The organism is Lacrimispora sp. 38-1, assembly GCF_049890855.1.
Taxonomy (GTDB): Bacteria; Bacillota; Clostridia; order Lachnospirales; family Lachnospiraceae; genus Lacrimispora.
The window spans coordinates 143,101-164,262 of record NZ_JBANEW010000073.1 but is presented as its reverse complement, the minus strand read 5'-3'; the positions used below and the strand labels follow the sequence as shown (position 1 = coordinate 164,262).

Here is a 21,162-nt window from a genome sequence, read left to right as displayed (position 1 = left end):
CATAAATTAGTCAGTAAATCTCCTCATTACTTCGTCAACATCTATAGATCCATCTGCCAGGCGTTCTAAGACAGATAAATCAGCCTTTTCCTGTATATCTCCCTGGTCTTTCTTTAATGCCTCCCCGCACTCTCTCCGGTAATTTTTACAAAGATAATCACTCAAATCATGTATATTGCTGTAGTCAAACAGGATTGTGCTTTTCAGTGTAATACCAAAAGTATTGTTAATAACCTTCAGTAAATTGACAGCCGTAATAGAATCTACTCCATATTCAGAAAATTGTTCGTTAAAATCCAGTTCTTTTTCCTCCATTTTTAAGGCACCGGCAACACACTCTTTTAGAACCTCCTGTATGGAACCTATTAATTCGCCACAATCCTGACTATCGGCCACTTTGCTTTTCACATCAACCTTCACATGTTTGATATTGCTCTGATTACCTGAACCCACACTGTTGTTTGTATCATGCTTTTTCATTATGATATCAGATTGTTCAATTAATTTATCAGTTGCCTTGAGCATGACTATCTGATTATAATTATCAGAGGAGAGAACCCGTTCGATTGTATCCATCCCCTCTTCAGGCTCAATTGACAGTAAACCCGCTTTTTCCATGAGCTTATTATGTTTATCAGAGGAAGCAACTCCAACAGACCCCCAATATCCCCAATGAATTATTTTAATTGGTATTTTGCCTGCTGAGTTCAAATATAATGCGAATGAATCCTTAAATGCACATGCTGCTGCATAATTGGCCTGCCCCGCGTTTCCTACAAAACTTTGAATGGAAGAAAAAAACATCATGAAATCTAATTCTTCTTCTCTTATGGCATTATAAAGGACAAGGCTCCCTTGTACTTTAGGCGCTAAAGAAGCTTTTAAATCATCTTCACTCATATTTTTTATCGCCATATCTCTCATTACTATAGCGGAATGGATCACTCCATGGATCTTTCCAAATCTTTGCTTCGCCTCTTTTACGGCCCTGTCCATATCATTTTTATTCGTTACATCTGCCTTGATATAAAGGATCTCTGCCCCCATTTCTTCTATTTCCGATATCTTTTTCTGTTTATCAGAAGTCAAGTCGGATCTTCCGATTAAAATTATCCTCCCCTTGGCTTCTTTTGCCAGATATCGGCATAATTCCAAGCCAATTCCGCCTGCTCCGCCGACAATCATATAGACTCCTTTCCATCTGAACGAAGTCTTAAGGCTTTTGCTTAAAGCAACAGGTTCCAGCTTGAGTCTGTATCTGTCCCCTTTTCTTATCAAAGTCTCTTCCCCTGTTTTGGACAGAGGCTCATCCATGAAAAGTTCCATAAAATGTTTTTCATCACTCACGAATTCTTTCTTATCAACATCAATACAACTCACGCTCCAATAGGGGAATTCCTTAGCCATCGACTTAAGAAATCCCAAGACGCTGCCAGCATATGGTGTTATATCCTCGTCAAAAAGTCTGCAGGTATTATTGGTCATGACCTTCATGCACAGTTTTCTGTCATCAAAGCCTTTTTCTGCAAGAGCTTTCACCAGCCTGAAGAGTGAGTATATCCCATACTCCTGCATATCATCTAAGGTTTCAGAATCCAGGCAATTTTCCTTCTCATCGAACATTCCGCCGAAATAGAACAGGTAATCCAGCTCTTCAATTTTATCAATACAATGTGCAATGGCTCTTTCATCCTTCACATCGATAAGCCGTCTATACTGTCCGTAATTTTCATTTCTATTGCCCAAAATGATTTGGTATATCATACTTTCCCGGAATTTATCATTGATATATTCACATAAGAAATCATATTTTTCCGGAACGACTATAAGTACATGTTTTTTAACATAGTCATATCCCAAAATTTCTGGGTTTGAATCCTGTTTTTCCCACCTGGGCAAGTAGAAATAATTTTCATCACGGATTCCTGCGCCCGCCTTCCAGATACGCCGCTTCTCAAACGGATATGCCGGAAGCGGGATTCTTTTTCTCACCTCTTTCGAATGTAAGAGGCTCCAATCAATTGTAAATCCCTCAATCCAAAGGCTTGCGATCTTATTCATATCTCCTTTTTCAATAAGAACCGTGAGTATTTCCTGATCCACAGCATCACTGACAGCTCCGGTCCGGATGCTCTTTACTGTATTTTGATGAATACCGTATGTATCCCTTTCTTCATTACATACGAATCCTTTCAGCTTGCTGATTAATTCTGTATGCGTTGCCGCCACGAAGGCAAGTCTTTCCTCCATCTCTTCCCGTCCTGTTTGCAGCGTAAAAGCAATGCTTTGCAAAGGAAATTCTTTTTCTTCTTTATCCGGATATTCACTTTGTAAATATGTCAGCATCCGTCCGGCATAATCTGTTAATTGATTTTTTGACTTTGCCGACAAAATGATAATTTGAGGATCATTTGATTTTGTATTCCAATTAATTTCTTCTTTATATTCTTCAATCGCTACATGTGCATTCATACCGCCGAAGCCAAAGGAACTGATACCTGCACGCCGGGGCATCTCATTCCCTGCATCATCAACCTGAGCTTTCCACACCTGAGTCTTTTCTACCAGATAAAATGGGGTCTTCTCAAGCTGAATGTAAGGATTCATTCTGTTAAAGTTGGCCAGTCCCGGCAATGTCTTGTGCTTCAGCGCCAACACTACCTTTAAGACGCTTGCTATCCCTGCTGCAGTTTCCAAATGCCCAATATTAGGTTTTACTGAGCCAATGCCGCAATATGCATCTTTAGCTGCTGTTCCAGTTCTATGGTACATCTCTGCAAACGCTTTCTTCAATCCGTTTATTTCAATAGGATCGCCCAATTGAGTACCTGTCCCATGTGCTTCTATATAAGTGATTGTTTCCGGACTGAAACCCGCTTTGTCAAAAGATTCCACCATTAACTTTGCCTGAGCAGTTGGGTTAGGCGCTGTCAGAGAAGCTGCCCGGCCGCCATGATTCACAGCCGTACCTTTTATCAGGGCATAAATAGGATCTCCATCCTTTTTCGCTCTGCTAAGTGGCTTTAACCAGATTGCACCGGCGCCTTCCCCTCTGACATAGCCATTGGCGCCCTCATCAAATGTTCTGCAGACTCCATCCGGCGACAGCATCCCTGCTTTGCTGAATGATATATGCAATGTAGGGCTGGCTAAAACATTAACCCCTCCTACTATGGCCGTATCACAATCTCCATTATAGATAGCTTCCATTCCTCTATGAATGGCTACTAATGAGGAGGAACAGGCCGTATCGATTGGTTCACTGGGACCGTGTAAATTTAATAAATAGGATATTCTGTTTGCCAGAATACAGTGCGAGTTACCGGTCGAAGTGAGGGCTTCTATTTCATTCCCTTGAAGAACATCTCTATAATCGGTTGTCGAGACTCCGACAAAAACTGCCGTTTTCGTATCTGATAGATCGGCTGGCTTATAACCGGCATCTTCTATAGCCGACCATACGGTCTGCATAAAAATTCTTTGCTGCGGATCCATTAATTCAGCTTCCAGAGGTGATATCCCGAAGAATAAGGGGTCAAATTTATCTATCTCCTTCATAAATCCTCCCCATTTCGAAATATTATCCGGAAGATTCTTTATATCCCATCGTTCTGCCGGGACTTCTGTTATTAAATTTTTGGCCTCCTTCAAATTTTCCCAAAAAGTAAGCAGATCCTCTGACTGCGGCATGATACCGCTTATTCCTATGATTGCAATGGGCTCCCGGGTTCCGCTGACCAGCTTTTCTTCTTTAACAGGTTCACTCGTCTCAGAACTGGCAGATGTCTCTTCAACGTCATTTTCTTCATCCCTTCCATAAGTTTCTTGGATGTTCTGGCAGTGTTCTTCAGCCAGATAAGCGGCAAAGGAACTCAACGTCGGATATTCGAAGAAAATGCTTGGATTTATACGTATCCTATATAAATCATTCATTCGATTTGTTAATTCCGTAAACGTCAATGAATTGAAGCCATACTCACTCATTTCTTTATGTAAAAATATGTCCTTCTCTTTTATTCTGAGAATATCGCTTACAGCCTTTTTAATATCTTTACAGATGGAATCCATATAATCTCTTTTGGGCAGTTCTGCGGACTTTAAAGCAGGCTTAAGCTGTTCACCGCTTCCATTTACATTCAGGAACTCCTCCACCTTTTCCGGATCTCCCTGTATAACTGCAATCTGAACCTCGTCTGAATGAAGTCCTATAAGAAATGCATCGATCCCAGCCTCAGACTCCATTTTTTCAACACCAAATGATTTGAAAAGAGTTTCCGTACCTTTATCGATGTTCATTCCCCCCTCTTCCCATACTGGCCAGTTAATCGAAAGCATTTTCCCGTGCCGCATGTTTTTAAGACCAAGAATTTTTCTTGTCTGAGCATAATGATCCATATAACTATTGGCATATGCATAGTCAGACTGACCTATATTTCCGGTGACAGCAGATGTAGATGAGAACAATACAATAAAATCCAGTTCTTCATCTTTTGTCGACAAATCCAGATTTATTGTCCCCCTTATTTTGGGACTCATGACATCCTCCATAGCTTCTTTTGACTTATTGATCAAAAAAGCATCATTTATCATACCTGCGGTATGCAAGATGCCGTGAATACTCCCGAAATGCAATTTAACCGTGTTCACAAGCTTCTGCGCATCGTCATAGTCAGAAACATCTCCTTTAAAAAAGAGGACCTGTCCGCCCAGTGCTTCCAGTTCCCTTACAGCCATTTCTCTGTCCCGGTTTAATGTTGTTCTGCTTGTCAAACACAATTTCGCTTTATAGTGCCCGGCTAAATATCTGGCAAAGATCATACCCAGTTTTCCAAAACCGCCGGTAATAATATATACACCATTCTGCCGTAATAAAAAGTCATCATGCCTCGTTACAGGTGAAAACTTATTGACAGCTCTGACATAGCGGCCTTCCGGCAGGTACATGATTTCAGTTTCCCTGGAATTGTCATCCTGTAATTCGTTCATCAGCATTGCACCTATTTGCGTTATATTATACTGCCGGCTGAAATGAAGGGTTTTACATTTATATTTTGAGTTTTCGAACATTAAGGATTTTGAAAAGCCATCGAATGCTGCTCCATATGGAGAATAACTTTTCCCATCTCCTAAGAATGCATAAATCATATGTATATGATCGTATCTTCTATGCTCCATTGCCTGATAAAGATATAATAGAGGCATAATGCTGATATCTAACGGATCAGGAACCAATAACTCCTGACTATCCATATCTTTTGCCCACATATACAGGATATTGGATGGCAATTCATTTTTTAAATCCAATGTCCTTATGAGCAGTTCAAAATCCTGTTTCGAAGTTGGATTTACATAATATTTATCATTGATTTCAAGAAAGCTTTCACCCGGAAGGATCAGGTTTACCCGATCACTATTCAACCGCAGCTGCTGTGCCAGGATGTCATCATTATCAAATAGCAGAATGTTACTTAACTTGCAATTGGCAGCTTCCAAATTCCGAACTTCCCAGTTCTTTTTAAAATACATAACCGGGTATTTTTTTGAATTCGCAGCATGATTCATGGTACCAATTTCCCATAACGAAAAGTCCGTGACTTTTGCCAGAACTTCTCCTTTTAAGTTTAATATATATACATCATAACAATCCGATTCGTTCAGTCCGTTCTTCTTTGTACCGGTGTATTGAACATAGGAGAAACAATCCTCTGTAAGGGCATCTATAATTTCTACTTTTCCAATATAATAAGGTAATCTCACACCTTTTGTATCAGCTTTGGCATTTATCATACCAACCACAGCTTCCAGAGCTCCATCTAACAGCGTTGGATGCAGTTTAAATTTATTGAAACCTTCTATTAAATGCTCCGGCAGCTTAAGAACCGCTAACCCCTCATGATCATTATAAACCAGGTTTTTTATAGACTGAAAACTTCTGCCAAGTTTCAAACCGCTCGTCCAAAATAATTGATAGCACTCATCTCCCGAAATTGATTTATCACATCTGTCCTTAATTTTTTCTAAATCCAGAATTTCCTTTTTCATTACATGCACTTCTGGTACTACTTCTATCTCTCCTTTTCCATGGAGAACTTCATTATTGTCCGCTTCCTGGCTTGTAACCTCATAAGCGATCCTATTGCTTTTTTCCGGATCAGGTATTAACGAGAGCTTTACGGTTTTTCCTGATTCAAAAACCCTGATGGCATTCAGCCAATAGTTATTGCTGATTGAAGCAACCCTGCAGCCCGGCATGGCGAGATCGGCAGCGGCTCTTACCATTTCAAGATAGGCTACTGCCGGCAAGACCTTCGTATCCTTTACGATATGGTCCTCAAGGAAAAATTCGTTCCCAATAAAGCTCTTTTCAAAGGCAACCCTCTCAAAAGTAGATATATTCTTATCCAGCAAAGGGTGTATTCCCTTAATTTCTTTCCCCCCCTTTGTTTCAATAGACGTATTGGATTTTTCTACCCAGAAAACTTCTTGCGTAAATGGGTAAGCTGGCAAAGAAATCATATGGTACGCATTTTCTCCAAAAACTTTTTTACAGTCCGTGATTTCCAAATTTACGTAAGCTCTGGCTATTTCCATTAACCCGGACTTATACGATTGGATATCCTCTGCTTGTTCTATTTCACGGAAAAGTCCCTCCAGCCTTTTAGATGCTGCAGAACTTTCAACAGATTTTGTCAAGTTATATTCGGCCACATAATCTTCCGTACTGCCGGTATCCGCGATTTCCCTGATGCGTCTTTTCAATTCCTCCATTCCTTCAACTACTAAGGCACCCCTGATGCGGAAACTGCTTCTTCCTGCATGTAATGTATAAGCGACATCATCAATTGAATGATCATCGTTGAGTTCCAGCCATCTGTCAAGGTCCCTGATACGTTGTTCATAGGCTTCCTTTGTCTTTGCCGATAACGTTATCAGATAATACGGAAGTTTTGACTTCTGCCTTGTTTTCCGGATGTCTGGATATTCCTGCAATACAACATGTGCATTTGTCCCGCTGAATCCAAAGGCACTTACGGCTGCCGTTCGGGGAACACCTCTTTCCGGAATCCAGTCTATCGTACTTGTATTAACATAAAATGGCGTGCTGGAAAAATCAAGATGCTCATTTTGGGTATCAAAATGTAATGTGGCCGGAATTTTGTGATATTTCATGGCCAGCAATACCTTGATTACACTGATAATGCCTGCGGCACTTGTGGAATGGCCAATGTTGGATTTAATGGAGCCGATTGCACAAAACTGCTTATCATCTGTAAATTCGCCGAAAGAGGAACTTAAAGCCTTAACTTCAATCGGATCACCTAACTTTGTTCCCGTACCATGTGCCTCTACGAAACTTATATCCCTTGGAGATATATTCGCTTTGTTGTACGTATCTATTTCTAATCTCGTCTGTGACTGCATACTGGGTGCAGTTATTCCGTTGGTCCTGCCATCCTGATTTATGCAGGACCCCTTTATTATGCCATATATCGTATGATCTTCACTGAGTGCCTTTTTTAAGGACATCATTACAATTGCCCCAACGCCTTCACTCATAACCGTGCCATCTGCTTTTTGATCAAACGGCCTGCATTTGTCACTTTTGGACAGCATCTCAAGTTTACTGGTCGAAATATGCAGGTCCGGCGTAAGCATTAATTTAATGCCGCCTGCTATTGCCATATCACTTTCCCCATTATGAATGCTTTCACAGGCTAAATGCAGTGCTACAAGAGAGCTGGAGCATGCAGTATCAATAGTTATACTGGGCCCTGTCAGGTTTAAAAAGTAGGAGATTCTTGCTGCCAATATGGAAGTTGCCATTCCGGTAAATGCTTCCCCATAAGTATTACAGCCGTTTTCCGCTAATGTGCTCATATAATCGCCTTGTGAGGCTCCCACAAAAACTCCGCATTTACTGCCTGAAAGAGAACTGTCGGCACAGCCGGCATCCTCGAGGGCTTTCCATGCCTCTTCTAAAAAAATCCTTTGCTGCGGGTCCATATAAATGGCCTCGTTCGGAGATATATTAAAAAACAAAGGGTCAAATGTCTCAATATTATCCAGGAACCCTCCCACCCTGCTGTAGGTTTTTCCTGGTGTTTTAGGGTTAGAATCATAAAATTTACTGAGATCCCACCTGGTCTTTGGTATTTCAGTCACGCTGTCAACACCATTTTCTAAATTACTCCAGAGTTCTTCTATATCTTTTGCGCCCGGAAAACGTCCCGACATTCCAACGATTGCAATTCCCTCCTGAATATTCAGCCCATTATTACCGGAATTCTCGTTCCTGCTGTTTTCATTTTCATCCTTATAAGAAGCTTCAATTTTCTTTAATGCAACCTTACCGCCGGAAGAAAATTCCCTTGGTTCAACGGCTTCCCTTGGTTTCCCCAGCTTTATTTTGCCGCTGCCGGTCATTTCTTCTTGTGGTGCCTGCTGCAGAATATCTTCATTCATAATTTTATTATTGGCGCTGACCGATTTTCCCTTTTCCTGTCCAACATACTCTGCCAGAGCTTCAATCGTTGAATAATCGTAAATGGTGACGGCATCAAGAGCAAGTCCATATACCTGATTGACATCCCTCATGATTTCGATTCCATTAATAGAATCTACACCTAATTCTTTAAAACTGATATCATAATTCAATTCTTCCTTAGGGAGATGCAGATTTGATGATATAATCTCTGATATTTTTTCAACTATTTCATTTTTCTGGTTCCCTGCCGCGCCCATTTTCTGTACGTCAGGATGCATTTCCGAATCACTTTTTACATGTGGATGGAGTCCTGCATCCAGGCTTATTTTGCTGATTTTTTGTATTTCGCTGAAAACCAGTTCACTTAGCCTGGTTATATTGGGATAATCATAAATAACGACAGCATCCAGGTTAAGTCTGTAATTGCGGTTTATATCCCGGATGATTTCTATACCATTTATGGAATCAACTCCCAGCTCTTTAAAACTAATATCTTCAATAAGCTCCAGAGCATCTATATGGAGATTGTCAGCAACAATCTTACAAATCCGGTTCCGTACCTCATTGAATCCCTCCTGTACCGGATTTGGATTTTGATCCTCATCGTGCCTGTTTAAAAGTTCCATTGCTTTTTCTTTGGTAATTTCATGTTTGTACAGCATTTCGAATATTTCTGTCTGTGTGAGTTCCTTTTCAGCCATCGGCTATACCTCCTTAGAAAGATTTTTTATATTCGCAGCTTCTTCCGGTGTAATGTTTCCCTTCTCTAATGCCTCCAGCATGGCGCTTAAATCCATTTCCGGGGGGGTCCCGGCAAAATGCCCCTGAATGCTTTCTTTAGCACTGACTTCATGAAAGCTTCTGGTATTCAGAAAATATTTGTTTATTCGTTCTTTAACTTCCGGCTTTCCAAAGGTTTTCTCATGCATAACGCTTTCACGCTCTATATAAGCCGGTAATTCCTTCAGTTTCTTTCCTGCTGATTCCTTCTTTAACGTCTGCAAAGTTATCAGCGGTTTATCAGCAATCAGACGTGCAATTTTTACTGCCTCAGCCAAAACCTCACCGGCCTTCACAACCGTGACTCCGGCTCCCTTCTCCCGGAGCTCTCTGCCTGAATAAGATTTCGCCGTAAACATCATTTCTGTTGATAAATTAACGCCGAATCTCTCTTTTAAAATATAAGTCGCTCCCATGCCCGGCGTGAAACCGTATTTTGTAAATACTGCACTATAGATTCCTTCTTCGGACATAATTACCACATCACCAAACAAACCAAATAATAATCCGCCGCCTGAAGCATGACCCTGAATGGCTGAAATCACAGGTAAAGGAAATTCTAAAAGACCACGGTACAAAAATGGAACATCAGTGAAACTTCTTTTACGGTCAGCGATTTCCAACAGCTGTTCCTGAGTCCCTCCCATACTGAAAATATGATCATAACCAGTAACCACAACAGCCTTTACATTCAAATTGTTACGTATTTCCTCAAATTTTGCCATGAGGCCTAATACCAGCTTCTCGGAAAACATGTTTTTGTTCTTTTCATCATGCATTGTGACCAGTGCCACAGAATCATCGATGATCTGCAGAGTGACCTCATCACCATCATATTCATGGATGGCATTCCCGTTATCTGAGACTCTGGACTCATTCTGATAACTGTTATACCAGTATCGCTTTTCCTCAAATGGATAGGAAGGCAAAGACATACGTTTGGGATGTCCGTCCGGATAAAGAATGTTCCAATCAATGTCTTTGCCTGAAACCCATATTTTAACCAACGGTTCGTATTCATTCCTTTCAGCCAGTTTCGGGATAGCTTCTTCCGGTTCCGGCAGATTCTCCCCGCTGATTTTCCAACTTTTGAAGACACCTGTGCAGCCCTCCATATCTTCATAAAAAGCTTCGAATGCCTTGTATACGTCTGAGATATTCCGCGCCGCCAGACCAATCCGGCAGTCCTTAGATTCTCTTCCGGTTTGGAGCGTATATGCAAATTCATTGAAAGAAATACCGCTGACCGGATCAATTTCTTTTATAAAATCCAAATATAACCTTACATATTTCCTTAACTGCTCTTTATTCCGTGCGGAAAGTACAATTATCTGCGGCTCATGATTCAGAATATCCTTTTCCCCCTTTTGACCGGCATATTCTTCTATTATTAAGTGTGCATTAGAACCTCCCGCACCAAAAGCACTGACAGCAGCAATCCTTTTCCCCTGTCTGGCTGTTCCGTCAACGTTCAGGATGGGCGGATTCCAGTCTGTCAGGTTTTTTTGTACAAAGAACGGGCTGTTTTTAAAATCAATATTTGTGTTAAGGATATCATTATGTATAGATGGGACCAGCGTTTTATAACGCATCTGCAGAATAACCTTAGTCAATGCTGCAATCCCTGCTGCCGATTCTGCATGGCCTATATTTGACTTTACGGAGCCAATAGAACAATATTGAGTGTCCGTGGTGTATGGACGGTATGCCTTGGTCAGACCCGCTATTTCTATAGGATCACCCAGTGAAGTTCCTGTCCCATGTGCTTCTACATAACTGATCTCTTTCGGATTCACCGCTGCCTTTTTTAATGCTTTTCTGATCAATTCTGTCTGACTGTTTGGATTTGGAACCGTATAACCGTTGGCACGGCCGCCATGATTGATAGCCGTTCCTCTGATAACAGCATAAATATGATCCCCATCGCGTTCTGCCTGTTCCATCGATTTCAATAATACTACCCCAACACCTTCACTGGGCACATAACCATCGCCGCCATCACCGAAACTTCTGCATCTTCCATCGGAAGACGCAAAATTATTTGCACATAAATACATATATTTTGTTGGATGTATGGTTAAGTTCACGCCCCCGGCGAATGCCATTTGGCACTCACCATTTTTTATGCTTTCACAAGCCAGGTGAACTGTGGTAAGGGATGAAGAACACATGGTATCTATAGCAATGCTTGGTCCCCGTAAATCAAGTAAGTAAGATACTCTATTGGCTATTGATGAATACGAAGAACTTAAAGCCAAAGGGGTCCCCTGCAATGTTTCTTCTGCTCCGAAAATTTGATAATGCCCGTACATGGCACCGGCGTAGACGCCCACTTCATAATTCTTCAGTTTACTCATGGAATATCCCGCATCTTCCATGGCATGCCAGGTTTCTTCCAGGAACAGCCGCTCTTGCGGATCCATTAATTCGGCATCGCGCGGTGTTATTCCAAAAAATAAAGGGTCAAATTTATCATAGTCATCTAAAAAGCCACCCCATTTACTATAACTTTTTCCCTTTTCCTGCTTGTTTTCACTGTAAAACTTATGATAGTCCCATCTTTCTGCCGGTATCTCTGAAATACAATCCTTCCCATTTTTCAGGTTTTCCCAATATTCACGGAGATTATGTGCCATAGGATACCTGCCACTGATTCCGATAACTGCAATATCCCCATGTCGTTCGTAATCCTCTGCAGACTTCTCATATTTCGGAAGCACGGTCCCCCTTTCACCAGCATTATCCGCTTTACTCATTAATTTAGAATTAACGAAATCCGAATGATTTTCAACAAAATAGTCCACCAGCTCCTTCAAAGTCTGGTACTCAAAAAACAGCGTTTTGGAAAGTGTCCCAAATTTCTTTTCCATTTGATTAGTAATCTTAACAATTGATACAGAATTCATTCCATACTTTTCCCATGGCTCAGATAATAAAATCGAATCCGGCTTTAATTTCAATTCCTCAGCAATAACAATCCTTAGGTAACTCTCTATTGCTGCAGCCATACTCTCTGCCGGACGGACATTCCTGTCACTGTCAGCCGCTTTTTCTGCGGGTTCCGGATCCGTCAGTTTTTTGATAAATAATTCCTCTTTCTCCTTCATTACGTTTGCAGCAATTACATGATACATAGGAGAACGTATTACATTGTCTAAAAGTTCCATGCCCTCTTCTGTTTTTAAAGGAAGCATCCCATAAGTATCACGAAGCCAATCTATTTTGTCAGCTTCTATCTGCATACCGCCGTTTTCCCAGAAAGGCCAGTCAATCGACAAAAATTTAGTATTTGATTCACGGCCAGTTACATAATCAACAAAATTATCCAGGAATGCATTCCCATATGCATAATCAATCTGGCCTACATTTCCAAGAACGGAAGCCAATGCTGAAAAAAACGCGAAGAAATCGGGAGATTCTTTTTCCAGCATTTTATGCAAATAAATAGACCCATAAATTTTGGGTCCAATAACTTCTTCGATCATATTGGGAGTTTTATTCAGCATCATCGCATCATGTACGATTCCTGCACAATGAAAAATACCATCTATTTTTCCGTATTTGCTGTGTACTGACCGTATTAGTTCTTCTACTTGTCCGGCATTCGTTAAATCACTTTTAAAATAAAATGAATCAGAACCTTTCCTTTTTAACTTCTCAACCAGCGCTTCAATCGTACTGTCCAAATCCCTGCGCCCAGTTAAAATAAGCCTGGCATTGTATTTTTCAGCCAGATATTCAGCCAGATGACTCCCCAGGCCTCCTGCTCCTCCTGTAATTAAATAATTTCCATTCTTCTTGATAACAGGTGACAAATTCGAATCCGGCTTTTGGGTTTTTGCATATTCTTTAATAAACCGAATTCCATTTCTATATCGTATTTCATCATTATGACAGTCAGAGTTTATTTCGGCTGAAAGAATATCTGCGATTTCAGCATCATCTGTATGAGCTGCCGGTTGCTCAATACCAATAACACTGCATTTCCAATTGTTATTTTCTGAATGCATGGTTTTGGCCGCACCGCTTACCGCAGCATAAACCGGATTGTTCCCGGATGGATCTGCAAAAAAGTAACGGAATATCATTTCTTTTTTTATTTTTAACTGCAGAATAGACTGAGCAATAAAAAGCATCGAATAGAAACTTTGTTCTATCTGTTCTTTTACGGTTTTAACATCCTCGCTGAAATTATCAAAAGACCAAACGTGTACGATCTCATCCGGGACCCTGTCCTGTTCTATTAAGTTCTGAAATAACGTATCATAATCTTCTTTATTAGAAGGAGCTATATGAAATATGTTTTCTTCACATTTCTCAAATCCATTTGCAGCTATGACTAAGGTAATATCCGCTGTTTGGCAGTTTAATTTTGTGACAAGTTTCTCTCTTATATCCTCATTTTTCCCAAACAGTACTATTTTCCGGCCGCCACTCTGACGGGGATCGGAACTTCTTGCATGCTCTTTCCATCTGCTCACCCATACTTTGGTATCAGTACCCCCTGCTCTTAAATGAGCTTCTCTGAGAAGCTTCATTCCTTCTTTTGCTGTCAGTTTTTTTTCTTCAATTAACTTCAATATTTCGGACCTCTTATATTTCTTATCAATCATAAATAACCTCCATAAATCGTTCGGCTTCGTCTGCCATTATTTCACCGCTTTCTAACATTTTGAGCATTTCCAGCATTTCATCTTCCTGCTTTTGATAGACTCTGAGATTATATCCATCGATGATAACCAGCAAGTTCCCATCTAAATCTGTAATTTGAATGGAAAAACAGAGCGTATTGGTGTTTCCCTTTTTCTGTCTTTTTGTGGCATAGGCCAGGCAGGTATTTTCTAATGGTTTCAAAATTATAATTTTTTCAATAAAAAACGGCACATATGCCTTTTGAGAATTTAAGGCTTCCTCTCCGGTCAGACCAAGAACCATTTGAAATGCCCCATCCAGGATTGATGGGTGTAATACATATTTTGCGGAATCAGTATCTTTTGCTGCAGGAATAGTTAAATAAGCCAATGCTTCTCCTGCATTGCTATATAATTCCTGGATGACCTGAAATTGATTTCCATAATCCAGTCCCATGGATTTAAAAATCCGATAGCACCAGTTACTCTCTTTTATGTCACAGCATCTTGCCTTTACCTTCTCAATGTCCAAGGCTTTTGCGTATTCAAAAGCAAGTTCGTTCTGTTCAGCATGACTCGCGGTCCCCTGTGCGTGGACATATCTTTCAGCAGAGTCAGCCGTATAAACTTCAAAAGCCACCTTATTGTCAACACTTTTTAGTGTCAGATTTACCTCTTTATCTCCATGAACAACAATTGGCTTTTCCCATACGATATCCTCTATCAAATTGATCTCCTGCTCCGCGGCCATCCCGACAGCAGCACGGGCCATTTCAATATATACGGCACCAGGCAGTACCATTTCATTATTTACAATATGATCCCTTACAAAAGGCTGCTTTACATCAAAAACAGTGCTATACCTTTGTTCCGTTAATGTAGATCTGTTCTGCATACTATAAGCATGTCCTTCCGAAACACTGGTTCTGGCAAACGTGCTGTTATTTTTTCCATCATCTACCCAATATCTCTCTTTTGTGAAAGGATATGTGGGTAATGACAGTTTCCTGTATCTTGAAGAATGGAACATTCTTTTCCACATAAGATCATAGCCTTCCGTATACAGGACTCCAAGGTACTTTAATTTCTCCCTGAAATCATCAACAGATCCATTTCCTTCGTTTAACTCATCCATTATTTTCTCTGCCTTATCCACGACAGCTCTGTCAGGTTTAAATGCATTGCTCACATACTCTCCAACAATGGCGTCTGCCGCCGGTATATGATTCATTGTCTGTTCCATTTCATCGATTAACTGTTGGGGAGAATCGATAATATATGCCACCCTGTACGAAAAATGGCTCCTTCCGGCCAGTAATGTATACGCGATATTATCTAATGAGTTCTGCCCCCTATTTTCTTTCAGCCAATGGAGCATATCAGCAATTTTCATATACAGATTTTCTTTTGTTTTGGCGGAAAAAGCAATGAATTTCGGCTCTTTTGATTCGTACTCCTCCTGTTCTGCTTCATATTCTTTCAATACAAGATGCGCATTTGTTCCGCTGATACCAAAAGAACTTATGGCTGCCATACGGGGTTTCCCATGAAGAGTATTCCAGTCCTTATATTCGGTATTAACAAAAACCGGACTGTTTTTAAATGGAATCAACGTATTTTCCGTATCAAAATTGATGTCAGGGACGAGTTTTCCATGTTTCATACAGAGCAAAACCTTGATAATGCCAGCTATCCCTGCGGCTTCCAATGCATGTCCGATATTTGCCTTCACAGATCCTATTGGACAGAATTGTTTTTTATCAGTAAATTTCCTGTATGTCTGGCTAAGGGCCTCTATCTCAATGGGGTCGCCAAGCCTTGTTCCTGTGCCGTGTGCCTCTATATAACTGATATCTTCCGGATTTATATGATACTTATTATATACATCTGTCACTAAATCTACTTGTGATTGGCCATTAGGGGCAGTTATTCCATTGCTCTTCCCATCCTGATTGAGTCCCGATGCAGCAATAACACCGTAAATATGGTCTCCATCCTCTATTGCCTTATCTAATTTCTTTAATACGGCAACACCGACACCCTCTGCCGGTATGAATCCATCAGCTTTATCATCGAACGGCCTGCATCTTCCCGTATGCGAGAACATGCCCATGCTGCTGCCAAGGACATGCCAATCCGGTGTGGAGAATACATTTACCCCTCCTGCCAATGCAATATCTGAATCTCCTGCAAGTATGCTTAAACATGCCTGATGGACCGCTACCAATGAGGAAGAACACGCTGTCGAGACAACAATACTCGGGCCCCTTAAATTCAGTAAATAGGATATTCGTGCTGAAAGAATCGGCAGCAAATTACCGGTGAGTACATAATTGCTCTTTTCAGTTTCACACTGGTCAATCAGACGCATATAATCACCTTCAGAACTTCCGGCAAACACACCGCATTTGCATTCATTGAGTTCCCTGTCTGAAAATCCGGCATCCTCCAAAGCTTTCCATGCCTCTTCCAGGAAAACCCTCTGCTTTGGATCCATTACTTCTGCTTCCCGCGGAGATATATTGAAAAACAGCGGATCAAATGTTTCCACATCATCCAGCAAACCTGATACATTTATATAACTTTTATTTATTGCATCCTCATCTGTACTGAAATAGTCATCATTTTCCCATCTGTCAATCTCTTTAACAGAGTCAATCCCATTTGATAAATTTTCCCAGTATTCATCCAGATTTTCAGCTCCCGGGAATCTGCCTGAAATTCCTACGATCGCTATATCCATTTGATTACTGTCTGCTTTTATATCTATTCTTTTCCCTTCATAGCCTGCCTCCTTCTCTGGCAATTGTGCCTTGCCTGATTCTGGCATTCTCTGACGGGTCCTTTCCTGAATCAGATTTTTATATTCACTTACTATAAACTCTTTAAGCCTCAATGCTGTTGGATAATTGAATAAAGCAGTAGAACTCAACTCAACTCCCAGAGAATTATTGATTTTATATATAATCTGACCGGCTAAAATTGAATCAACTCCGTACTCATTATAGGGTACATCCATATCCAATTCTGTTTTATCAATTTTAAGTACCTCTGCTATGCTGTCCAGTATAACGGATTCTGCTAAATCCTCTGCATTTTCTGCCTGGGTGACGCCTGCTCCCATACTGGCCAAAACCTCGGGCGTTACCTTCATTGCTAATACCTGAACATGATCAGCGGCTAGAATCTTTTCAATTGCGCCAATACCTTCGGCAGTTCTAATCGGATAAATTCCTGCGGCAGCGAACCGTTTCCTATATTCATCATTGGCCGCCACACCTACCTCTCCCCAGTAACCCCAATTTATTATCTTTGAAGGATATCCACAATTACTTTCATATTGTGCAAATGCATCAGAAAAAGCACACCCGGCGGCATAATTGCCTTGTCCGGCACTTCCGGCAAAGCTTTCCGCGGAGGAAAAGTACAGGATAAAATCCACATTTTCATTCTTTACAGCATTATGCAAGGCAACGCATCCGATGGATTTCGGTTCAACTGCCATTTTAAATTTTTGTTCATCCATATTAATAATCAGCTGGTCCTGCAATACCAATGCCGAATGAATAATTCCATTTAGCTGCCCAAAACGTTCTTTCGCTTTTTCAACTGCTTTCCTTATGCTCTTATAATCCGTTACATCTGCCTGAATATAGAGTCCTTTTCCTCCTCTTTCTTCGATTTTATTTATTTTTTCTTCAATTTCAGGATTCAGCTGTCTGCGCCCGGCTAAAATAATATTTCCATGTACTTTTTCTGCCAGATACAGGGAAAGCTGAAAACCAATACCGCCGGCACCTCCGACGATAAAATATGTACCTCCTTCCTTAAACTGCTCAAAACCTTCTTTCTCTAAATCAAGAGGATAGATTTTTTTCACATAGCGTCTGCCATTTCTTATTGCCACATCCGAATGACTGATTGATTCCTTCTCATTCAGGATAAAGTCAAATTCTTCTTTTAAACCATCCCCGGTATCTCTTCCTGTCAAGTGAATGTCTATACCGCTGATATGCCAGTCAGGAAACTCCTTATCAGCGCATCTGGCCAGACCATAGGCTGCCGCTGAATATGGAGAGCACTCATCTTCCGGTAAAATCCTATATGTATTATTCGTTATAAGCTTGAAAATGATTTTTCTATACTCGTAACCATTCATACCAAGGGCCTTCATAAGTTTGAAGAGACAATGGACACCACGATTTTGAACTGTTTCAAATAATTCCATATCTTCCGTATCAAATTTCGTTCTCTGAATTCCAGCGAAATAGTAAATAACATCAATTTGTTTTACATCTTCAAGCAATGGACCGAAGGTATCAATGGCTGTACAATCAACCATGTATGCCCCCGCCGGCAGCCGCTTCCATGTACTGCCTAATTCAACCCGGATAACATTTTTACCTGGAAGAAATGGAAGGAATCCATCGGTAACTTCTCTCGATTCACTGCTATAAAAGCATAAGGTCTTTCCTTTAGATTCCTCCTTATAACAGATTGGTTCCGTACTGTCTTCCTGTTCCCATACTGCAGTATATAGGAAATTCTCTTCTTTTTTCTCTTCTTTTTCATATTTCTCCGGTTTTCCATGAGATCCTTCTGACTTGACTGCAAAATATTCCTTGTTATCAAAAAGATAAGTAGGAAGAGAAATACGCGATGGATAACAGCTTTCGGAAAGTTCATACAGTAAGGTCCAATCAATTCTTACCCCCATCGCCCATAACTCAGCCACTTTCGTATATTCCTTTGATACAATCAGCATTTTGGTAAATTCCTGACCGGCAGTTCCCTGGAAAACCTCTTTGCTCTTTATTGACATCGCATTTCCGGTATACACTCCCGGAATATACTCTTTTCCTTCAATAAAATCCGCTAATTTCTGAGTGAATTCAGTCAGATCTGCGGCCACGAAAGCAGCTCTTTCCTCCATTGGCTCTCTGCCAACTTGCATGGTATATGCCATATCATGAAAAAAAAGAACGCTGTCTCTGTCCGTATCACTAATATGGTCTATAAATGTCAGATATCTGGCGGCGTTTGCTTTTAATCTCTCTGTATCCTTAGCTGAAAGGACAAAAATTTGTTTTGATAATTTTATCTCAGAATTAAACCCCGGCTTTCTATACTCTTCTAAAACAATATGTGCATTTGAACCGCCTGCTCCAAACGAAGAGATGCCCGCCCTCCGCGGATATTCCTCCTTCTTACCATCAATACCGATAACCGGACGGTTCCAGGGTTCCAGCTCCTGCTGCACACGAAAAGCAGTATCCTGAAAATTTATATTTGAATTTAAAGTTTTTGAATGCAGAGAGGGAACTAATTTACCATATTGCATTTGAAGCAATATTTTGGTAATGCCTGCAATTCCTGCCGCGCTTTCACAATGTCCTATATTTGACTTAACTGAACCAATTTTACAAAATTGCTTATCCTCCGTATACTCACCAAAAACTTTTTGGAGTCCATGAATTTCTATAGGATCACCCAGGGTGGTTCCTGTTCCATGTGCTTCAATATACCCTATGGTCCTGGGATTTATATCAGCTTTTTTATACGCCTCCCGGATTACCTCTGCCTGGAAAACAGGATTTGGTACCGTATATCCATTGGTTTTTCCGCCATGATTAATGGCAGAACTTTTAACCAATGCATATATATGATCATGATCTGCAACAGCTCTGTCTAATGGCTTTAACAAAATTGCGCCCACGCCTTCACCTGGTACATAACCATCTCCTCCCTCTCCAAAACTATTACAGCGCCCATTCCCGGAAAGAAAATTATTTTGACTTAAAAGCAAATACTTATTTGGATGTACAGAAACATTTACTCCACCTGCGATTGCCATCTCACACTCACCTCTTTGAATGCTCTGGCAAGCCAGGTGAACGGCAGTGAGTGAAGATGAGCATAATGTATCCACAGCTAAACTGGGTCCATGCAGATTCAGATGATAGGATACCCTATTTGCAATGGATGACAGGTTGCCGTTTAAAGCAATCATATTTCCCTTAATCTGTTCCTCCGCTCCATATAATTGGTATTCTTCAAACAACGCCCCAACGAATACTCCAATATTATTTTCTATACCGGTTCTGTTCCTGTTATCATAAGTTTCCCTTGTGTATCCGGCATCCTCGAACGCTGCATACGCACATTCAAGGAATAGTCTTTCCTGAGGCTCCATGATTTCAGCTTCCTTCGGTGAAATGTGAAAAAACAAGGGGTCAAAAGCATAAATATCATTGATAAATCCGCCCCATTTTGAGTTGATCTTACCCGTTTTGTTTCTATCACTATCATAGTATCCGGAATAATCCCAACGTTCTTTTGGAATTTCTGTTATACAATCCACTCCGTTTTGCAGGTTTTCCCAATACTCATAAATGCTGTCTGCTTTCGGATATTTTCCAGCCAGGCCAATAACGGCTATCTCACAGGTTTCACTCCTAAAAGAATCAGTTTTCCGGATATTATTCTTTTCTTTAAGCACGCGGCTTTTTTTATCAGGCTGCACCCGTTCTGCGGGCACTTTTAAAACAGGCTTCTCAGCTGTATCAGAAGATCTTTTCACAACAGCCTCTTCGTCAGCTTCCGGTCCTAATAACTCAGCTAATTTCTGAGAATGTTCCTTCATGAAATACTCCGCTAATTCGTTGATGGTCTTATATTCGAAGAATAATGTTTTTGATAATGTTCCAAATCCTTCTTCCAATTTTGAAGTCATTTGCATTACCATAACTGAATCAATTCCATATTCTTCCATAAGTACATCTTCGTCAATCTTATTTGCTTCTACCTTCAGTTCAGAAGAAAGAAGACTTTTAAGAAACTGAATGATATCATTTTTAGAAGTACTTTTCTTTACATTTGTCCCGGATATTTCCAATAAGTTTATGAGATCCTGTGAATATTCTTTCAAAAAGTAACCTGTGAGGTCTTTAATTGTTTGATATTCAAAAAACAATGTCTTTGAAAGAGGTCCAAAAACCTCCTCCAATTTAGAGGTCATCTGCATGATCATGACAGAATCGATGCCATATTCCTCCATGGGAATTTCCGCATCAATATGATTGACTGGTACTTTCAGTTCACTTGATAATAAATTCTTCAAATAAAATGTTGCCTTTTCCTCAAGAGAACCTCCTTCCGGATTCCCTTTCGCTTTAATCCGCCTCATTTTAGCAGCCGCTTCAGCAGGAGAGATTTTTTTATCTTTTATCATCTGATATAATTCTTTTAGATATTCTTTACTCATAT

The 21,162-nt window shown here is 40.5% G+C and carries 3 protein-coding genes; all 3 read right to left on the bottom strand.

The window, feature by feature from the left end:
* Nucleotides 1-6: 6 nt before the first annotated feature.
* The 3 genes from V7D18_RS21520 to V7D18_RS21510 are packed head-to-tail and all read right to left on the bottom strand — an operon-like array spanning nucleotide 7 to nucleotide 21,160.
* The gene (locus V7D18_RS21520) at nucleotides 7-9,186 is read right to left on the bottom strand and encodes an SDR family NAD(P)-dependent oxidoreductase (protein ID WP_426157374.1); all 9,180 of its coding nucleotides are present in this window, start codon (nucleotides 9,184-9,186) and stop codon (nucleotides 7-9) included.
* A 3-nt stretch (nucleotides 9,187-9,189) separates the two neighbouring features.
* Complete coding sequence (locus V7D18_RS21515) at nucleotides 9,190-13,878, bottom strand: SDR family NAD(P)-dependent oxidoreductase (RefSeq protein WP_426157372.1); 4,689 nt, start codon at nucleotides 13,876-13,878, stop codon at nucleotides 9,190-9,192.
* Entirely contained in the window at nucleotides 13,871-21,160 is a 7,290-nt protein-coding gene (locus V7D18_RS21510; RefSeq protein WP_426157370.1) for an SDR family NAD(P)-dependent oxidoreductase, read from the bottom strand. The genes V7D18_RS21515 and V7D18_RS21510 overlap by 8 nt, the downstream gene beginning before the upstream one ends.
* Nucleotides 21,161-21,162: the final 2 nt, after the last annotated feature.